The sequence below is a fragment of the Streptomyces sp. R21 genome (genome assembly GCF_041051975.1).
Taxonomy (GTDB): Bacteria; Actinomycetota; Actinomycetes; order Streptomycetales; family Streptomycetaceae; genus Streptomyces.
In genome coordinates this window covers 5,865,101-5,883,821 of the sequence record NZ_CP163435.1, presented here as the reverse complement: position 1 = coordinate 5,883,821, position 18,721 = coordinate 5,865,101, and the positions used below count along the sequence as shown (strand labels likewise).

At 71.5% G+C, this 18,721-nt stretch carries 18 protein-coding genes; 9 read left to right on the top strand and 9 right to left on the bottom strand.

Features of this window, described 5'->3' with window-relative positions; genetic code table 11:
- From AB5J56_RS26410 to rsmI, 7 genes are all read right to left on the bottom strand, one after another.
- On the bottom strand, positions 1–1,368 hold the full coding sequence (locus tag AB5J56_RS26410) for an acyltransferase (RefSeq protein WP_369235646.1): 1,368 nt from the start codon (positions 1,366–1,368) through the stop codon (positions 1–3).
- Between the two features lie 73 nt (positions 1,369–1,441).
- A complete protein-coding gene (locus AB5J56_RS26405) occupies positions 1,442–2,338 on the bottom strand; it encodes a 4-(cytidine 5'-diphospho)-2-C-methyl-D-erythritol kinase (protein ID WP_369235644.1) in 897 nt (298 codons plus the stop codon).
- Positions 2,335–3,207, bottom strand: a complete 873-nt coding sequence (gene rsmA / locus AB5J56_RS26400) for a 16S rRNA (adenine(1518)-N(6)/adenine(1519)-N(6))-dimethyltransferase RsmA (protein WP_369235642.1) — start codon at positions 3,205–3,207, stop codon at positions 2,335–2,337. Before rsmA ends, AB5J56_RS26405 begins: the two co-directional genes overlap by 4 nt.
- Positions 3,208–3,637: 430 nt before the next feature.
- On the bottom strand, positions 3,638–4,996 hold the full coding sequence (locus tag AB5J56_RS26395; RefSeq protein ID WP_369235640.1) for a ubiquitin-like domain-containing protein: 1,359 nt from the start codon (positions 4,994–4,996) through the stop codon (positions 3,638–3,640).
- A gap of 141 nt (positions 4,997–5,137) precedes the next feature.
- Positions 5,138–6,019, bottom strand: coding sequence for a TatD family hydrolase (locus AB5J56_RS26390; protein WP_369235638.1), 882 nt, complete (start codon positions 6,017–6,019; stop codon positions 5,138–5,140).
- A gap of 87 nt (positions 6,020–6,106) precedes the next feature.
- Complete coding sequence (locus AB5J56_RS26385; protein ID WP_369235636.1) at positions 6,107–6,511, bottom strand: hypothetical protein; 405 nt, start codon at positions 6,509–6,511, stop codon at positions 6,107–6,109.
- A 198-nt stretch (positions 6,512–6,709) separates the two neighbouring features.
- A complete protein-coding gene (gene rsmI, locus AB5J56_RS26380) occupies positions 6,710–7,597 on the bottom strand; it encodes a 16S rRNA (cytidine(1402)-2'-O)-methyltransferase (RefSeq protein WP_369235634.1) in 888 nt (295 codons plus the stop codon).
- 62 nt (positions 7,598–7,659) lie between these two features.
- On the opposite strand from rsmI, the gene AB5J56_RS26375 reads away from it, so the two are divergent.
- From AB5J56_RS26375 to AB5J56_RS26365, 3 genes are all read left to right on the top strand, one after another.
- The gene (locus AB5J56_RS26375; RefSeq protein ID WP_369235632.1) at positions 7,660–9,399 is read left to right on the top strand and encodes a dolichyl-phosphate-mannose--protein mannosyltransferase; all 1,740 of its coding nucleotides are present in this window, start codon (positions 7,660–7,662) and stop codon (positions 9,397–9,399) included.
- A 142-nt stretch (positions 9,400–9,541) separates the two neighbouring features.
- Positions 9,542–11,191 (top strand): penicillin-binding transpeptidase domain-containing protein, encoded by a 1,650-nt coding sequence (locus tag AB5J56_RS26370; protein WP_369235630.1) that lies wholly within the window; start codon positions 9,542–9,544, stop codon positions 11,189–11,191.
- Positions 11,192–11,293: 102 nt separating this feature from the next.
- Positions 11,294–12,976 (top strand): penicillin-binding transpeptidase domain-containing protein, encoded by a 1,683-nt coding sequence (locus tag AB5J56_RS26365; RefSeq protein ID WP_369235628.1) that lies wholly within the window; start codon positions 11,294–11,296, stop codon positions 12,974–12,976.
- 46 nt (positions 12,977–13,022) lie between these two features.
- On the opposite strand, the gene AB5J56_RS26360 is transcribed toward AB5J56_RS26365, so the two are convergent.
- On the bottom strand, positions 13,023–13,382 hold the full coding sequence (locus tag AB5J56_RS26360) for an SsgA family sporulation/cell division regulator (protein ID WP_369235626.1): 360 nt from the start codon (positions 13,380–13,382) through the stop codon (positions 13,023–13,025).
- Between the two features lie 171 nt (positions 13,383–13,553).
- On the opposite strand from AB5J56_RS26360, the gene AB5J56_RS26355 reads away from it, so the two are divergent.
- From AB5J56_RS26355 to AB5J56_RS26330, 6 genes are all read left to right on the top strand, one after another.
- The gene (locus AB5J56_RS26355) at positions 13,554–14,600 is read left to right on the top strand and encodes an energy-coupling factor ABC transporter permease (protein WP_369235624.1); all 1,047 of its coding nucleotides are present in this window, start codon (positions 13,554–13,556) and stop codon (positions 14,598–14,600) included.
- A 1-nt stretch (position 14,601) separates the two neighbouring features.
- On the top strand, positions 14,602–15,363 hold the full coding sequence (gene cbiQ, locus AB5J56_RS26350) for a cobalt ECF transporter T component CbiQ (protein ID WP_369235622.1): 762 nt from the start codon (positions 14,602–14,604) through the stop codon (positions 15,361–15,363).
- On the top strand, positions 15,351–16,109 hold the full coding sequence (locus AB5J56_RS26345; RefSeq protein ID WP_369235620.1) for an energy-coupling factor ABC transporter ATP-binding protein: 759 nt from the start codon (positions 15,351–15,353) through the stop codon (positions 16,107–16,109). Before cbiQ ends, AB5J56_RS26345 begins: the two co-directional genes overlap by 13 nt.
- Positions 16,106–16,594 (top strand): MarR family winged helix-turn-helix transcriptional regulator, encoded by a 489-nt coding sequence (locus AB5J56_RS26340; protein WP_369235618.1) that lies wholly within the window; start codon positions 16,106–16,108, stop codon positions 16,592–16,594. Before AB5J56_RS26345 ends, AB5J56_RS26340 begins: the two co-directional genes overlap by 4 nt.
- Positions 16,595–16,725: 131 nt before the next feature.
- Positions 16,726–17,172 (top strand): organic hydroperoxide resistance protein, encoded by a 447-nt coding sequence (locus AB5J56_RS26335; protein WP_369235616.1) that lies wholly within the window; start codon positions 16,726–16,728, stop codon positions 17,170–17,172.
- Positions 17,173–17,252: 80 nt separating this feature from the next.
- Positions 17,253–18,413, top strand: a complete 1,161-nt coding sequence (locus tag AB5J56_RS26330) for a serine hydrolase domain-containing protein (RefSeq protein ID WP_369235614.1) — start codon at positions 17,253–17,255, stop codon at positions 18,411–18,413.
- 29 nt (positions 18,414–18,442) lie between these two features.
- On the opposite strand, the gene AB5J56_RS26325 is transcribed toward AB5J56_RS26330, so the two are convergent.
- Positions 18,443–18,718: a DUF1876 domain-containing protein gene (locus AB5J56_RS26325; protein ID WP_369235612.1), complete on the bottom strand. Its 276-nt coding sequence runs from the start codon at positions 18,716–18,718 to the stop codon at positions 18,443–18,445.
- Between the last annotated feature and the right edge of the window lie 3 nt (positions 18,719–18,721).

Here is an 18,721-nt window from a genome sequence, read left to right as displayed (position 1 = left end):
TTATGCAGAATGTGCGCGCTCCCGCTCCCCGGCAACCACCCGCCGCCCCCGCCCGGCCCGCTCCACGAGCAGCCATCCCACGAGCGTCATCGCGACGGCCACCGGAGCGGTCACGCGTACGGCGACGAGCATCGCGCTGCGCCCTTCGAGGATCCCTCCGAAGCCGACCGTGGAGAGCCCCAGCACCCCGAAGAGACAGAGCGTGACCCCGAGCGCGGCGACCGCCCCCGCGCCCCCGGAGGGCACCCTCGACTCCCCGCCCGCCCCGGGCCGTTCAAACCCCCGAAACGCACCCACCAGCACCCCGGTGAGCGCCGCGGCGACGACCACCCGTACCGGCACCTGCGCCCACCAGCCCCCGCTCCCGGGCTCGGGCAGCGGCACATCCAGCGCGAGCAGCGCCCCGTACACCCCGAGCATCGCGGTGAGGTGCCACAAGAAGGCGGTCATGGACACCCCGCCCGCGACAACGACCGCACGCCACACCCGAGGCCGCCGAAGCCACCGGGTCGCCGGCCCCCGCAACAGCTCCACCGCACCGACCAGCCAGACCCCATGGCACAGCAGCGCGAAGCTGGGCGGCGCCATGTTGGAGATCTTCTCGCCGGGCATCCCGACCATCGACAACGGATAGGGCCCGTAAGCCACGAGCAGCACGGCCCCGGCAACCCCGCACCCCGCCATCACACCCGGCATCCGCAGCTTCCCGTCGGCCCGCAGGAACCCCAGCTGATGCACCGCGAGCCAGACGAATGCGAAGTTCAGGAACTCCACATAGGAAACCCCCACCACGAACCGCAGCACATCCACACACCCGGCACCGGCCACGAGCCCCCCGAAGGCCCCCCACCCGTACCGCTCATGAAGCCGCAGCAGCGGCGGTGTGAAAGCCACCATCGCCAGATAGATCCCGATGAACCACAACGGCTGGGCGACCAACCGCAACGAGACATCGATCAACCCGCCACCGCCGCCTCCCAGTTCGAGCAGTACGGCAGCAGCCCCCCAGACCCCCACGAAGACGACGGTCGGCCGCAGCAACCGCTGCAGCCGCGCCCGCAGAAAGGCGGAGTACACAGACGTCCCGCCCGCCTTCTTCCGGAGCGAGCGGTAGGACAGGGCGTGCGAGAACCCGCCGACGAAGAAGAACACGGGCATGATCTGCAGTACCCAGGTGAGCAGTTGAAGCCCGGGCCGTACGGCGAGCAGATTGCCGACCTCGACCTTCCCGTCGCCCCCGACGGTCACGGCGGCCATCAGCCAGTGCCCGAGCACCACCGTGCCGAGCGAGGCGACCCGCAGCAGGTCGATGTACTTGTCACGCGAGGCAGGCGTGGCCGCGGCGAGGTCACGAACGCTTGATCCCATGAAGGTACGTTCGCGCCGGCCCCCGCCCGGACATCAGCGCGCACGTACTCAACTCACGTCTGAGTACGCCCTCTTACAGCACGGTGGCGCCGGAAGCGGGCCCTTCGGTGACCCGCGCGGCCCGGCAGCTCCCGGAGGCGAGCAGCACCTCGGCGACGTGCTCCGCGGCCTCGGCGTTCTCCGCGAGGAAGGCGGTGGTGGGCCCGGACCCGGAAACCAGCGTGGCAAGGGCGCCGGCGCCGCGCCCCACCGACAGCGTCTCCGCCAGCTCCGGGAAGAGCGAAAGGGCAGCGGGCTGAAGGTCGTTGGACACTGCACCGGCAAGGGCGGACGCATCCCCCTTGGCCAGAGCCTCGATCAACTCCTGCGAGGCGACGGGCTCGGGAACCCGCACCCCGGCACTCAGCCGATCGAACTCGCGGAAAACAGCCGGAGTGGACAAGCCGCGCTCGGCCATGGCGAACACCCAGTGGAAGGCCCCACCGACCTCAAGCGTCCTCAGCTGCTCCCCGCGCCCGACCCCCAGCGCGGCCCCACCCACCAGACTGAACGGCACATCGCTGCCCAACTCGGCGCAGATGTCGAGCAGTTCATCCCGGGAGGCGCCCGTCCCCCACAACGCGTCACAGGCGACCAACGCACCGGCACCGTCGGCACTGCCACCGGCCATCCCACCCGCGACGGGAATGTCCTTGGCGATATGAATGTGCACATCAGGCACCAGCCCATACCGCGAGGCCAGCGCTTCGGCGGCCCGGGCGGCAAGGTTCGTACGATCAAGCGGCACCTGCCCGGCGTCGGCCCCGGAGCAGGTGACCCGCAGCCCACCCCCCGAGGCACTCACCGTGACCTCGTCGTAGAGCCCCACGGCGAGAAAGACATTGGCCAGGTCGTGGAACCCGTCGGGGCGGGCGGCGCCCACCGCGAGCTGGACATTGACCTTGGCGGGAACGCGCACGCTCACCGTCACGACTGGGCCGGCTCCTTGTTCTCGGCGATACGGGCGAACTCCTCGACCGTCAGCGACTCCCCGCGAGCCTGCGGCGAGACCCCGGCGGCAACAAGCGCGGCCTCCGCAGCCGGAGCGGACCCGGCCCACCCGGCAAGGGCGGCCCGCAGGGTCTTCCTGCGCTGCGCGAAAGCAGCATCGACAACAGCGAAAACCTCCCGCCTCGACGCGGTGGTCTTGATCGGCTCCTCCCGCCGCACCAGCGAGACAAGCCCGCTGTCGACGTTCGGGGCGGGCCAGAAGACGGTCCGCCCGATGGATCCGGCCCGCTTCACCTCGGCGTACCAGTTGGCCTTCACCGAGGGAACGCCGTAGACCTTCGAGCCCGGCGGGGCGGCGAGCCGGTCGGCGACCTCGGCCTGCACCATCACGAGCGTGCGCTCGATGCTGGGGAAGGTCTCCAGCATGTGCAGCAGCACGGGTACGGCGACGTTGTACGGCAGGTTGGCGACGAGCGCGGTGGGCGCGGGGCCCGGCAGCTCCTGCACGTGCATGGCGTCGGAGTGCACCAGCGCGAACCGCTCGGCCCGCCCGGGCATCCGCGCGGCGACGGTCGCGGGCAGCGCCCCCGCCAGTACGTCGTCGATCTCGACGGCGACGACGCGGTCGGCGACCTCCAGCAGGGCGAGCGTCAGCGACCCGAGTCCGGGGCCCACCTCCACCACCACATCGTCGGGCCGCACCTCGGCGGTCCGCACGATACGCCGCACGGTGTTCGCATCGATCACAAAGTTCTGGCCGCGCTGCTTGGTGGGCCGCACGCCGAGGGCACCCGCGAGTTCGCGGACATCGGCGGGGCCCAGGAGGGCGTCGGGGGTGGGGCTGGTCACCCCACCAGGGTACGGGGCGCATCCCACCGCGCGGGGCCACCACCGCCCCGGGCACCCCCTGAGCAGGGGGCGCCCGGGGCGGGTGGGCAAACCCCGGTCACTCTTTGTTCGAACAGTCACCCGGCGTGGGTGCTGGGCGGGGGTGGGTCGCGCAACTCGGCGCTTACGAGGCGACGCCTGCGCCCACCCGTGCCGCCCCAGCGGCACGACTGCCCGCAGGGAGGACGACCACGCACCCGCAGTCGCGTACGCACGCAAGGGGCCGTGCCGGTACGTTCCTGCCCGTCGCGTAGCAGACCGCCCGCCAAGTCCCGCCGTATGCAACCCCCGGGCAGTACGCCCACGCGGCGACGGGCAGAACGTACCGGCACGGCCCCGACCCACCCACCGCACCCCCTGCGAAAGGCGCCGACGCCAGCAAACGCGAACGTCACCCGTGAAGCTGCCCCCCGCAATGCGGCCAAGGACTCGCCCCCCGCCGCACGTACAGCTTCTTCGCGCGGAGGGTCTGTTCGGCGGCCGGGGCGTCCTGCGGGCGGCCGGAGCCGCCGAGGCTGTGCCAGGTGTGGGTGTCGAACTGGTAGAGGCCGCCGTAGGTGCCGGAGGGGTCGACGGCCCCCGCCCGCCCGCCGGACTCGCAGGCGGCGAGCCCGGACCAGTTCAGATGGTCGGCGCCCTGGACGGACGTCGGCATGGGCTTGGTGCCGACCTTCACGATCTGCGTACGGGGCTCCCGCACCACCTCGGACCGGATCCGCTTCGGCTTCTGCTTGACGCCGTTGACGGTCCGCAGCGACAACGTCACCCGCCGCACCCCCGCCTGCCCGGCCTGCTCGACGACCTCGGTCCCGCGGAACAGCGAGGAGTCGTCGGAGCGCTGCACATCGAACGGAATCGGCTCCTCGCGAACCTCCTTCGACCCGGTGACCCGCATGACGGTGACGGTCTGCCCGTCGCGCGGAAAGCTCCCGGGCGCGACGGACGTGGTGTCCTGCCCGTGGAGGGTGATCCCGGCCTCGTCGACGGCCTCGCGAACGGTCGCGGCGTTGGTGCGGATGGTGCGGGCCCGCCCGTCGGCCATGACGGTGACGGTCCGCTCGGTGCGGACGTCGAGGGCGAGCCCGGCGCGCCCGATCGGCTGGGAGCGCGAGGTCGACACGTACGCGCCCTCCGCACGCACCCCGAGCTGCCTGAGCGCCCCGTCCACGGTGTGCGCGGTGGTCCACACCTGGCGCCGCTGCCCGTCGAGGGTGAGGTGGACGGGCCGTCCGTAGCGGACGGCGACCTCGTCACCGCTGGCGAGGGCGGTACCGGGGGCGGGCGCCACGATGTCGTGCGCCCCCACGCGCACGCCCTCGTCGGCGAGAAGTTCGGTCACGTCGTCGGCGAAGGTGTGCAGCGTGCGCGGCTTCCCGTCGACACTCAGCTCGATGGCCTTGTCGTTGGCGACGAAGGCGGAGGTGCCGCCGGCGAGAAAGGCGACGACGAGGGCCTGGGGGAGCAGCCGCCGCAGGGGGTCGGGCCGCTCGGGGGGCCGCTTCCGCCGAGTCACCCGCGGCACGGCGGTCCGCCCACCGGCCTCCTGCGGGAGGGTGTCCCCCGCGGCCCCCTGCCGGGGCAGCAGGGGCTCGGTCGCGGCCTCCGCCTCGGCCGCCCCCGCGCCCGCCCCCGCCCACGCCTCGTACGAGGGCCGGTACGTGTCCCGGGACGACGGCTCAGAACTCCCGTACGGCTCGTACGGCTCATGCGCCGCGTACGGCTCATACGTCTCGTACTGCGAGTTGCTCACGACGACGCTCCAGGGAGGGATCGGGGCGAGGGCGACCAGAACCTAGCGGAGAGGTCGTCACTCTCCAAAGCAACGCGGCCACGCTGTGTTGCGACACTGTCCGGCCGCGCGCCCCCGGGAAACGCCTGGAAGCGTTATTCGTCAGTAATCGAACGCGCGGGCCGTGTTGGCCGCGACGGCCTCCGCCAGCGCGTCCTCCCCCACACCCCGCACCGCGGCCATGGCCCGCACCGTGACCGGAATGAGATAGGGCGCGTTGGGCCGTCCGCGGTACGGCGCGGGCGTCAGGAAGGGCGCGTCGGTCTCCACGAGGAGGAGTTCCAGCGGGGCCACGGCGAGCGCGTCCCGCAGCGGCTGGGCGTTCTTGAAGGTCATGTTGCCGGCGAAGGACATGAAGTACCCGGCGCGGGCGCAGATCTCGGCCATGGCGGCGTCGCCGGAGTAGCAGTGGAAGACGGTCCGCTCGGGGGCGCCCTCTTCCTTGAGGACGCGCAGGACGTCGGTGTGGGCGTCGCGGTCGTGGATGACCAGGGCCTTGCCGTGCCGTTTGGCGATCTCGATGTGGGCCCGGAAGGACCGCTCCTGGGCGGCCTTGCCCTCGGGCCCGGTGCGGAAGTAGTCGAGCCCGGTCTCGCCGACGCCCTTGACCTGCTCCAGCGCGGCCAGCCGGTCGATCTCGGCGAGCGCCTCGTCGAGCGCGGCGTCCCCGCCGGGCTCGCGCGCGCCCTGCCGGGACCATCCGTCGGGGTCCCCGTGCACGATGCGCGGTGCTTCGTTGGGGTGCAGGGCGACGGTCGCGTGGACGGCGTCGTAGGCCGCCGCGGTCTCGGCCGCCCAGCGCGACCCTGCGAGGTCGCAGCCGACCTGCACGACCGTGGTGACACCGACCGACGCGGCCTTGGCGAGGGCGTCCTCGACGGTGCCGGACTGCATGTCCAGGTGGGTGTGGGAGTCGGCGACGGGCACACGGAGCGGCTCCGGAAGCGGAGGCGCGTCGTTCTTGTCGCGGTCGTTCGAAGGCATACCCCGATCCTACGAACGGGGCATGCCCACCCGACTCCCGGAGGCGCCTACCGACTACCGACTACCGGAGGAGATCCTCCGGACCGGTCAGCCCGCCTTGCGGTGATGGAAGGGATGCAGCAGGTCGGACAGATGCCAGTGGTGCTGCTCCCCGCCCTCCGAGGCCCCTCCGGCCTCCTCGGGCTTGTGCCCGGCCGACCCCTGACGAGGCTGATGCAGCGACTTCAGCGCGGAGGACACCTGCCCGGGCCGCATGATGCGCACGACATGGCTGTCGCAGTTCAGGCAGGAGGGCCGGCTCAGCGGGGAGGGCACGACCCGTCCGTCCGCCACGTACGTCACGAACTCGCTGCCTTCGGCGTCGCGGTGGTGCTCGATCTCGTACGACTGCTCCCAGCCGTGCCCACAGCGCATGCAGGCGAAGGAATACGACTCGTGAACTATGGCGGTGGCCGCGGCGGTGCGGCCGGTCTGCCCTGCGATCTCGCTCATGCCAGCTCCTCTGTCCGCTGGACAGCACCCCCGCCGGAGCGGAGGCGAGGGACGGGTGCGTCCCTTCAACCAGTGGACGCTTCTACCGGCAGATACGCATCAGGCCTGTCGAGTGTTGGATGCGATTTGGTCTTTCCTTGTCGCAACGCCCCTGGTCCCAGGCCTGAGCTTTGCCTTTCACCGTACTCCTTTGCCCGCTTATGGGGCGGTGCGGGCGGCGTTTTTGGCGGCGACGACGGCATCGAAGACGTCCCTCTTGGGAAGCCCCGCCTCCGCGGCGACGGCGGCGATGGCCTCCTTGCGCCGCTCCCCCGCCTCCTCGCGCACCTGCACCCTGCGCACCAGCTCGTCGGCGTCGAGTTCCCCGGCGCCCTTCTCGGGGGCGCCCTCGACGACGACGGTGATCTCCCCGCGCACGCCCTCCGCGGCCCACTCGGCGAGTTCGCCCAGCGGCCCCCGCTTGACCTCCTCGTACGTCTTCGTCAGCTCGCGGCAGACGGCGGCCCGCCGCTCCGTCCCGAACGCCTCGGCCATCGCGGCGAGGGTGTCGTCGAGCCGATGAGGCGCCTCGAAGTAGACGAGGGTCCGCCGCTCCTCGGCGACCTCCTTCAGCCGCGACAGCCGCTCGCCGGCCTTCCGCGGCAGGAACCCCTCGAAGCAGAACCGGTCGACGGGCAGCCCGGACAGGGCCAGCGCGGTCAGCACCGCGGACGGACCGGGTACGGCGGTGACCTTGATGTCCTTCTCGACGGCGGCCGCGACCAGCCGGTACCCGGGGTCGGAGACGGACGGCATCCCGGCGTCCGTGACCAGGAGCACACGCGAGCCGGCGAGCAGCGCGTCGACCAGCTCGGGGGTGCGCGCGGACTCGTTGCCCTCGAAGTACGACACCACGCGCCCCGAGGTCTGCACCCCGAGCGCCTGGGTGAGGCGCCTGAGCCGCCGGGTGTCCTCGGCGGCGACGACGTCGGCGCCGGCCAGCTCCTGGGCGAGCCGGGGCGGCGCGTCCGCCACGTCACCGATGGGCGTGCCCGCGAGCACGAGGATTCCGGCCGGGCTGGTTGCGGTAGGGCTGGTTCCTGTCACGGTTCCATCCTCGCAGGGCCCAGGCACGGGACTCCCACAGACGTGTTCCCTACGATGGCGCGGTGACCAGTACCGCGTCCTCCACGGACACCCTGCAGGGCCAGGCCGCCGATGAGCAGCGGCCGTCGTGGCAGCAGCGGCTGCGCCGCTTCGGATACACGGCCCCGCCCAGAAGCGACGTGCGTGACCGACTCGTGCCGCCGTACGCCGAGCCGAGCCCGCGCATCTGGGCCATGCTCGGCCTGCGCCACGAGGTGGCCGAGCGCATCACGCGCTGGTCGGCGTGGGGCGGCCCGCTGCTCGTGACGCTGATGGCCGGGCTGATGCGGTTCTGGCACCTGGGCAGCCCGAAGGCGGTGATATTCGACGAGACGTACTACGCCAAGGACGCCTGGGCGCTCATCCACCGCGGGTTCGAGACCAACTGGGCCAAGGACGCCAACGACCTGGTGCTGCAGGGCGGCAGCCAGGTCAGCCCCACCGGCGACGCCGCGTATGTCGTGCACCCGCCGGTCGGCAAGTACGTGATCGGGCTCGGTGAGTGGATCTTCGGGTTCAACCCGTTCGGCTGGCGGTTCATGACGGCGGTGCTCGGCACGCTCTCCGTGCTGCTGCTGTGCCGGATCGGCCGCAGGCTCTTCCGCTCGACGTTCCTGGGCTGTCTGGCGGGCGCGCTGATGGCGGTGGACGGCCTGCACTTCGTGATGAGCCGCACCGCGCTGCTCGACGGCGTACTGATGTTCTTCGTGCTCGCGGCCTTCGGCTGCCTGGTCGTCGACCGCGACCGGGCGCGCGCCCGGCTCGCGGCGGCGCTGCCCGCCGACGCGGACGGTGTCGTACGCCCGGACCCGCACATCGCCGAGACGACCCGCCTCGGCTGGCGCCCCTGGCGCTGGGCGGCCGGTCTGATGCTGGGCCTGGCGCTGGGCACCAAGTGGAACGCGCTGTACATCCTGGCCGCGTTCTGCGTGATGGCGGTCCTGTGGGACGTGGGCGCGCGCCGGGTCGCCGGCGCCCGGCACCCGTACACGGCCGTCCTCAAGCGCGACACGGGCCTGGCCTTCCTGTCCACCGTGCCGGTCGCGGTCGCCGTCTACCTGGTCTCCTGGATCGGCTGGATCCTCTCCCCGACCAACGGCAGCGGCGGCTACTACCGCAACTGGGCCGCGATCGACGGCAAGGGCGGCCACTGGACGTTCCTGCCGGACTGGCTGCGCAGCCTGTGGCACTACGAGCACGAGGTGTACAAGTTCCATGTCGGCCTCTCGTCGCCGCACACGTACCAGTCGAACCCGTGGAGCTGGATCGTCGACGGCCGCCCGGTGTCGTACTTCTACGAGTCCCCGGCCCCCGGCAAGGACGGCTGCCCGGTCGACGCGGGCGAGAAGTGCGCCCGCGAGGTGCTGGCGATCGGCACCCCGCTGCTGTGGTGGGCGGCCTGCTTCGCGGTCCTCTACGTGCTGTGGCGCTGGGCCTTCCGCCGCGACTGGCGCGCGGGCGCGATCGCGTGCGGCGTCGCGGCCGGCTATCTGCCCTGGTTCATGTACCAGGAGCGGACGATCTTCTATTTCTACGCGGTCGTCTTCGTGCCGTTCCTGTGCCTGGCCGTGGCGATGCTGATCGGCGCGATCCTCGGCCCGCCCGGCTCCGGCGAACGCCGCCGGGTGGTGGGCGCCGCGGGCGCGGGCGTCCTGGTGCTGCTGATCGCGTGGAACTTCATCTACTTCTGGCCGCTCTACACCGGAACGGCCATTCCCATCGATTCCTGGCGATCCCGTATGTGGCTGGACACCTGGGTCTGACATGGGGCCTGACGGCCGGGGCTAACGATTCGGAAAACGCTTGCCCCAAGGGTCACTCCCTCCGCATACAGTGCGGTGCAGACCAACCTTTCTGAACGCGTTCAGAAGTTCGGGGAGGGGCCCACGGGGAGGGAAGCGCGCGATGCGCAAGGGGGCAAAGGCCGCCATCGTCGGCACGGTGTTCGCCGTGATGGTGGGGGGCGCCGGATACGGCGCGTACAACGTGGTGACCGCGATCAGCGGTGACGGCGGGGGGTCGGGGGCCGCGGGGTCGTCCGTGACGAAGAAGACCGGGCCGGTGTCGAAGGACGAGGTCAAGGACACCACCGGCAAGTTCTTCGCGGCCTGGGAGAAGGACCAGCCGGCCGCGGCCGCGGGATACACGAACTTCCCGGAAGCCGCCGAGAAGCTCCTGACCGCCTACGGCACCGACGCGCACATCACCCACGTGAAGATCAGGACGCACACGATCATCGGCGCGACCGTGTCCTACGCCGTCGAGGCGAAGGTGTCGTACGACGGGAAGAGCAAGCCCCTGGCGTACGACTCCGAACTGAACATCGTGCGCGGGAACAGCAACGGCGCTCCGCTGGTGGACTGGCAGCCGTCCGTGGTCCATCCGGACCTGCGCAGGGACGACACGCTGTTCACCGGCGAGGCGGCGAGCCCGCCGATCGAGGCCGTGGACCGGGACGGTGTCGTACTGACCAAGGAGAAGTACCCGTCGCTGGGGCCGATCCTGGACCAGTTGCGCGACAAGTACGGCGACACGGCGGGCGGTACGCCCGGCATCGAGCTGGCGATCCGGCGGGCGGCCGAGAGCGCGCCCGACACGACGCTGGTGACCCTCGCCAAGGGCCGGGCGGGCAAGCTGCGCACCACGCTCAGCGCGAGCGCGCAGGCCGCCGCGGAGAAGGCGGTCACGGAGTACGACGAGTCGTCGGTGGTCGCGGTGAAGCCGAGCACCGGCGAGGTGCTGGCCGTGGCCAACCACCGCACGGACGGGTTCAACGCGGCGTTCCAGGGGACGCTGGCGCCGGGCTCCACGATGAAGATCATCACCTCGGCGATGCTCATCGACAACGGTGTCGCGTCGATGAGCGGCCCGGCGCCCTGCCCCGAGACCGCGACCTGGCAGAGCCAGACCTTCCACAACCTCACGAACATGCGGCCCAACGAGGGCGCGACGCTCGCCAACAGCTTCGCCCGGTCCTGCAACACGGCCTTCGTGAAACTCATCGACGGCACCAAGGCGCATCCGCTTAACGACGCGTCGCTGACCGACGAGGCGCAGGAGCGGTTCGGACTGGGCCAGAACAACTGGAAGACCGGCATCGCGTCCTTCGACGGCAAGGTGCCCGCCTCCGGGGGCCCGAACCGCGCGGCCAACGCGATCGGCCAGGGCGACGTCCAGATGAACCCGCTGAACATGGCGTCGGTGACGGCGACCGCGATCACCGGCACCTTCCACCAGCCGGTGATCGTGTCCCGGAAGCTGGACGACCGCCAACTCGCCACCGCACGCGGCCTGTCGGCGAACACGGTCGCGCAGCTGAAGTCGATGATGCGGCTGACCGCGACCAGCGGCACCGCTTCGCAGGTCATGGCCGGGCTCGGCGGGGACATCGGCGCGAAGACCGGCTCCGCCGAGGTCGACGGCCACGCGAAGTCCAACAGCTGGTTCGCCGGCTACCGGAACGACATCGCGGCCGCGGCGATGACCGAGGAGGGCGGCCACGGCGGCGACGCGGCGGGGCCGATTGTCGCGGCTGTGCTACGAACAGGTGGCTGAAGTCACCCGTGTCACACCGGGACCCTAGGGTGGTGCCTCTCGTTGTGAAGCGTGAGGGCACCCGGGGGGCGCCAGGGGAACCATCACGGAGGATCCGGAGCTGTGGGCAAGAGAAGGCGCGTCGCCGAGCGCGACAAGCAGCGCAGTAAGCGCGGTCCGCTCGTGATCGGGCTGGTCGGCGTCGTCGCCGTGGGCGGGGCGCTCGGCGCCTACACGCTCTACGGCGGGGACGGCGCCGCGGCCGAGGACCGCACCTCGGCGACGGCCGACCACAAGTCCGTGAAGACGGGCCCCGTGTCGGCGACCGAGATCCGCACCACCTCCACGGCCTTCCTCACCGCCTGGCAGCAGGGCAGGGTCACGCAGGCCGCCGCCGCCACGGACGACTCCGCCGCGGCGGCCAAGGCCCTGACCGGCTACACCAAGGACGCGCACATCACCGGCGTCACCCTCACCGGCGGCACCCGCAAGGGCGCCACCGTCCCCTTCTCGGTCAAGGGGACGGTCACCTACAAGGGCAAGAGCAAGCCGCTCGCGTACGAGTCGAGGCTGACCGTCGTGCGGCGCGCCAAGGACGGTGTGCCGCTGGTGAGTTGGCGGCCCTCGGTGGTGCACCCGGATCTCGCCGAGGGCGACCGCCTGGTGACCGGCGAGTCGGGCACACCCCCGGTCAAGGCCCTGGACCGGGACGGCGGCGAGCTGACGGCGGCCAAGTACCCCTCCCTCGGCACCGTCCTGGACGGGCTGCGCGAGAAGTACGGCAAGAAGGCCGGCGGCGCCGCGGGCATCGAGCTGCGGGTGGTGCGCAAGGCGGCGAAGAAGGGGGCGGACAAGACCCCCGACAAGACGCTGCTGACGCTGAGCGAGGGCACGCCCGGCACCGTGAAGACGACGTTGAGCCCGTCCCTCCAGGCGAAGGCCGAGCAGCGGGTGCTGACGAAGGCGCGCTCGTCGGTCGTGGTCATGCGCCCCTCGACGGGTGAGATCCTCGCCGTCGCCAACCAGTCGCACGGCTTCAACACGGCGTTCCAGGGCTCGCTCGCGCCGGGCTCCACGATGAAGATCGTGACGTCGACGCTGCTGTTCGAGAAGAACCTGGCGAAGGCGGACAAGGCGCACCCGTGCCCCAAGACCGTGAAGTACGGCGGCTGGAAGTTCCACAACGACGACGACTTCGAGATCAAGGGCGGCACGTTCAAGGGCAGCTTCGCCCGGTCCTGCAACACGGCCTTCATCAGCCAGGCGAAGAAACTGAAGGACTCCGACCTCACGGCCACGGCCCAGCGGATCTACGGCCTGAGCATGAACAACTGGGCCATCGGCGTCCCGTCCTTCGACGGCTCGGTGCCCGTGCAGAGCGACGCGCAGATGGCGGCCTCGCTCATCGGCCAGGGCGCGGTGCGCATGAACCCGCTGAACATGGCGTCGGTGGTCTCGACGGCGAAGACCGGCGTGTTCCACCAGCCCTACCTGGTGTCCCCGTCGGTGGACGGCCGCTCGCTCGCGAAGGCGACCCGCACGATGTCGTCCTCGACCCAGGGCCAGCTGCGGGAGGTCCTGCAGTACACGGCGGCGGCGGGCACGGCGGCGGAGGCGATGGCGGGCCTCGGCCCGGACGACGGTGCGAAGACCGGCTCGGCGGAGGTCGACGGCCAGAAGAAGCCGAACGGCTGGTTCACCGCGTGGAAGGGCGACCTGGCGGCGGCGGGCGTCGTGCAGGCCGGCGGCCACGGCGGCGACTCGGCGGGCCCGATCGTCGCGGCCCTGCTGAAGGCCGGGAGCTGAAGGCCGGAAGCTGAAGGCCGGAAGCTGAGAGCCGGGAGCTGACGGCTCAGTGCGCCACAGGCGTGCCGGCGGCCGTGTACGTACGGCGGAGGAAGCGGACCAGCGCCTTCGACTCGAACTGCACGACCGCCACCCCGTGGGCGGAGTGGAACTCCAGGACCGCCAGCACGCGCCCGCACGGCCAGACGCGGACGTCGCCGCTGGTGACGGGGGCCCGCAGCCCCTGTTCGAGGAGCTCGCGGTTGAAGACCCACTCGTGCGGGCCGGGGAGTGTGAAGTGCACCTGGCGGGGGTCGGTCTCGGGGTCGTAGCGCAGGGCGACGGGGACGGCTCGTCGTTCGTCGTCGACGGAGTCCGCGGTGTCCGTGACGATATGGGCGCGTGCGTACTGTTCGACGGCGGACATATGCCGACTCCTTACGCTGCGTAACCTGTGCGGAGGATGTGAATCCGCCCGCTTCTCCAATGTCGCACATTCCCTCGAATCCGCCTCCGCACCCGCCCCGAACAGCAACGGCCGCTATTCATCAGCGGATGCTCTTGCAAGCTGTTCGCAACAAGGCACTATCATCGAACGGTGCATGTGCCTGACGGATTCATCAACGCCCCGGTCTCCGCGATCACCGGGGCGGTCGCCGCCGGTGCCGTCGCCGTGTCCCTCAAGGGCGCCCGACGCGAGCTGGACGAGAAGACCGCCCCGCTCGCCGGACTCGTCGCCGCCTTCATCTTCGCCGTGCAGATGCTGAACTTCCCGGTCGCCGCCGGGACCAGCGGCCATCTGCTCGGCGGCGCGCTGGCGGCGATCCTCGTGGGCCCCTACACCGGCGTCCTCTGCGTCTCCGTGGTCCTGTTGATGCAGGGCATCCTCTTCGCGGACGGCGGCCTCACCGCGCTCGGCGTGAACATCACGGACATGGCGATCGTGACGACGGTCGTGTCCTACGCCGTCTTCCGCGGCCTGGTGAAGGTGCTTCCGCGCGGGCGACGGTCCATCACCGCCGCCGCGTTCGTCTCCGCGCTGCTCTCCGTGCCCGCCGCGGCCGTCTGCTTCACCTTCATCTACGCGGTCGGCGGCACCACCGACGTGTCGATCGGCAAGGTCGCCACCGCCATGATCGGCGTGCACGTCCTGATCGGCATCGGAGAGGCCACGATCACCGCCCTCACCGTCGGCGCCGTCATCGCCGTACGGCCCGATCTCGTGTACGGCGCCCGGGGGTTGCAGCAGCGCCTCAAGCTGCGCGTCGGCGGCGAACTGATCGACGCGCCGACGGCCGTACCCGTCGCCGCCCGCTCCTCGCACCGCAAGGTGTGGCTCACCGGCCTCGCCGCCTCCCTCCTCCTCGCGGGCGTCGTCAGCTTCTACGCCTCCGCCAGCCCCGACGGCCTGGAGAAGGTCGCCAAGGACCAGGGCATCGACCAGAACACGAAGAAGCACCACACCGAGGACTCCCCGCTCGCCGGATACGGCGTCAAGGACATCGCCGACGCCCGGCTCTCCGGCGGTCTCGCGGGCGTGATCGGCGTCGGCGCCACCGTCGTCGCCGGCAGCGGGATCTTCTGGGCCGTCCGCAGGCGCCGTACGAACGCCACCTCCCCGGCGTCCCTGCCCGAAGGCGTCTGACATGGCGGCCGGCCACGCGCACAAGCTCTACCGGCACGGGCACTCGCCGGTGCACGCCCTGCCGCCGCACACCAAGCTGGCGGCCGCCTTCGCCTTCGTCGTCGTGGTCGTCTCCACACCGCGCGAGGCGATGTGGGCGTTCGCGCTGTACGCGGCGCTGCTCGCGGTCGTCGCCCACCAGGCCCGCGTCCCGGCCCCCTTCCTGCTCAAACGGCTGCTGATCGAGGTCCCGTTCGTGGCCTTCGCGGTGCTGATGCCGTTCGTCGCGGAGGGCGAGCGGGTGGATGTGCTGGGCCTCTCGCTGAGCGTCAACGGCCTGTGGGGCGCCTGGAACGTCCTCGCGAAGGGCACCCTCGGCGTCGCCGCCTCCGTCCTGCTCGCCTCCACCACCGAACTGCGCGAACTGCTCCTCGGGCTCCAGCGGTTGAAGCTCCCGCCGCTCCTCGTGCAGATCGCGTCCTTCATGATCCGCTACGGCGATGTCATCACCGACGAGATGCGGCGGATGCGGATCGCGCGGGAGTCGCGGGGGTTCGAGGCGAGCGGGGTCCGGCACTGGGGCGTCCTCGCCAAGTCGGCGGGCGCGCTCTTCATCCGCTCCTACGAGCGCGGGGAGCGGGTGCATCTGGCCATGGTCAGCCGGGGGTACGCCGGTTCGATGCCGGTGATCGACGAGGTGACCGCGGACCGGGCCCAGTGGTCCTACGCCCTCGCCCTGCCGTTCGCCGCCCTTGTCGTATGTCTGCTGGGATGGACACTGTGACCCTCTCCTTGGAAGTTTCCGGGCTCGCCTTCGCCTACCCCGACGGGCACCAGGCGCTCTTCGGCGTCGACTTCACCGTCGGGCGCGGTGAACGCGTCGCGCTGCTCGGGCCGAACGGCGCCGGCAAGACCACCCTCGTCCTGCACCTCAACGGCATCCTGACCGGCGGCGCCGGGACGGTGGAGGTCGCCGGACTGCCCGTCGGCAAGCAGCACATGGCGGAGATCCGGCGCAAGGTCGGCATCGTCTTCCAGGACCCCGACGACCAGCTCTTCATGCCGACGGTGCGCGAGGACGTGGCGTTCGGGCCCGCGGCCGCCGGGCTCAGGGGCCCCGAGCTGGAAGCCCGGGTCGACAAGGCCCTCAACCAGGTCGGCATGGCGGAGTTCAAGGACCGCCCGCCGCACCACCTCTCCTTCGGCCAGCGGCGCCGGGTCGCGGTCGCGACGGTGCTCGCGATGGAGCCGGAGATCCTCGTCCTCGACGAGCCGTCCTCCAACCTCGATCCCGCCTCGCGCCGCGAACTCGCCGACATCCTGCGCTCGTTGGACGTCACCGTGCTGATGGTCACGCACGACCTGCCGTACGCCCTGGAGCTGTGCCCCCGCTCCCTGATCCTCAGCGAGGGCGTGATCGCCGCCGACGGGAGGACCGGGGAACTGCTCTCGGACGAGGAGCTGATGCGGGCTCACCGCCTGGAGCTGCCCTTCGGGTTCGACCCGCGCTCCGTGACAATGGGCGCGTGACGAACGAAGAGACGGGCACGAGCACTCCCGAGACCCCGGCCGGGTCACTGCTGCTCGACGAGCAGCTGTGCTTCGCGCTGTACGCGGCCCAGCGCGCCGTGACCGCCGCCTACCGTCCGCTCCTCGACGAACTCGGCCTGACCTACCCGCAGTATCTGGTCCTCCTCGTCCTGTGGGAGCGCGGCGAGACCACGGTCAAGGAGCTGGCCGGGGCCCTGCGCCTCGACTACGGCACGGTGTCGCCGCTGCTCAAGCGCCTGGAGTCGGCCGGTCTCGTGCGCCGCGAGCGGTCGGCGCACGACGAGCGGTCGGTGCTCGTCGCGGTCACCGGGCGCGGCGAGGAGCTGCGCGAGCGCGCGGCGGGCGTGCCGGGCGCGCTGCTGGCCGCGACCGGGCTGAGCGGGGACGAGGTGGCGCGGCTGCGCGGGGAGCTGTGGCGGCTGGCGGAACGGGCGGACGGGGCCGCCGGAGCGGACGGGCACTGACCCGGGGTTACCCGCGGTTGCCACCCCTGGGCATGACCGATGAACCTACCGGCCGGTACCTTGTGCACGATGTACTTGCACGCTCTTGTGTTGCAGGTTCCTGCATTGCCCGCTCCGGGGGAGGTTCAGCGATGAGTGACGGCACCGCCGTCGACACCCGTCCGACGAAGATCATGTACGTCGCCGAGGCCACCGCCCACGGCGGCCGCGACGGCTATGTGACCAGCCAGGACGGCCAGTTGGAGCTGCGGGTCGCGATGCCGCACGCGCTCGGCGGGGACGGCAACGGCACGAACCCGGAGCAGCTGTTCGCGGCCGGGTTCAGCGCCTGCTTCCACAACGCGCTCGTCCTCGTCGGCCGCCGCGCGGGCTACGACCTGTCCGGCTCCACCGTCGCCGCGAAGGTCGGCATCGGCCCCAACAAGCAGCGCGGCTACGGCCTCGCGGTCGCCCTCAGCGTCTCCCTCCCGGTACTGGACCAGGATCTCGCGTCCAAGCTCGTCGACGCGGCCCACGAGGTCTGCCCCTACTCGAACGCGACCCGGGGCAACATCGACGTCACGGTCCTGCTGGGCTGAGCCACCGAGGGCCTGGGAATCGCAGGCGGCGGCTGGGTGTTACAACCACTGTCGTAGGCGAACTGGACGGGAGTACGGGCGTGGACGTGAACGGCACAGTGGCCGAGGGCTTCGAGCCGGTCAGGGATGCGTTCGTACGGAACTTCGAGGTGCTCGGGGACCGGGGCGCGGCCGTCGCCGTGTACCGGGACGGGCGCAAGGTCGTGGACCTGTGGGGCGGCACGAAGTCCGTCGACGGCGCCGGCGCCGAGCCCTGGGAGCGGGGCACCGCGCAGATCGTGCGCTCCGCGACGAAGGGTGTCGCCACCGCCGTACTGCTGATGCTCGTGGAGCGCGGGCAGCTGGACCTGGACGCGCCGATGGGCCGCTACTGGCCGGAGTTCAAGGCGTACGGCAAGGAGCGGACGCTGGTCCGGCACGTGCTCGCGCACCGCGCCGGGGTGCCCGTCCTCGACCGTCCGCTGACGCCGGCCGAGGCCGCCGACCCGGACTTCGCGGCCACCGCGATCGCCACGCAGGCACCCGCCTGGGAGCCCGGCACCGACCACGGCTACCACGCACAGACGTACAGCTGGCTGACGAACGAGCTGGTCCGGCGTGTCACGGACCGGACGATCGGCGAGTGGATCGCGGACGAGATCTCCGGGCCGCTGGGCCTGGACCTGTGGGTCGGTCTGCCGGACGCGCAGGCGCCCCGCGTGGGCCGGGTCGGCCAGATCGAGGCCCCCGCGTCGGACGGCGCCCTGAAGGCCCGCCCCAAGCGGTCGGTCACCGAGGCCTACGCCGACCCGTCCTCCCTCACCCGCCGCGCCTTCGCCGCGATCACCCCGCTGCCGGACGAGAACGACCCCGCCTATCGCGCCGCCGTCCTGCCCGCCTCCAACGGCATCGCCACCGCGGACGGCCTGGCCCGCTTCTACGCCGCCCTGACCGGCGAGGTCGACGGCATACGGCTGCTGGCCCCGCAGACGGTGGACCTGGCGCGCGCCGAGGCCTCCGCCGGCCCCGACCGCGTCCTGGTGGTGAACACCCGCTTCGGCCTCGGCTACATGCTCCACGGCACGGCCTCGCCCCTCCTCGGCGCAGGCTCCTTCGGCCACCCGGGCCGGGGCGGCGCCCTCGGCTTCGCCGACCCCGAGTCGGGCATCGCCTTCGGCTACGTCACGAACGGGTTCCGCAAGAGCGTGACGGCGGACCCGCGGGCACAGGCGCTGGTGCGGGCGGTACGGGCCGCTGTCTGAGCGGGTCGTGCCGTCGGCCGCTCGGACATTCAGACGCTCAGGGAATGAGAGGTCCTCCCCGACACCTCGTCTATCTCCTCGTGCGCCTTGGTCAGCAACTGCATCGCGAGTTCGTTGAGCGCGCGGGCTCCCGCGATCTCCTCGCCGACCCTCGGCTGATTCTCGTCGGAACGGTGACGGCTGGCGTAGCCGTGCGCCCGCACCTCTTTCCCGTCGGGCAGCCGTACGAGGGCCGCCGCCCGGGTGCGCTGGTCGTCCTCCTGGAACTCCAGCTCCACATGCCATCCCACAGCGGTGTGCGTCATGAC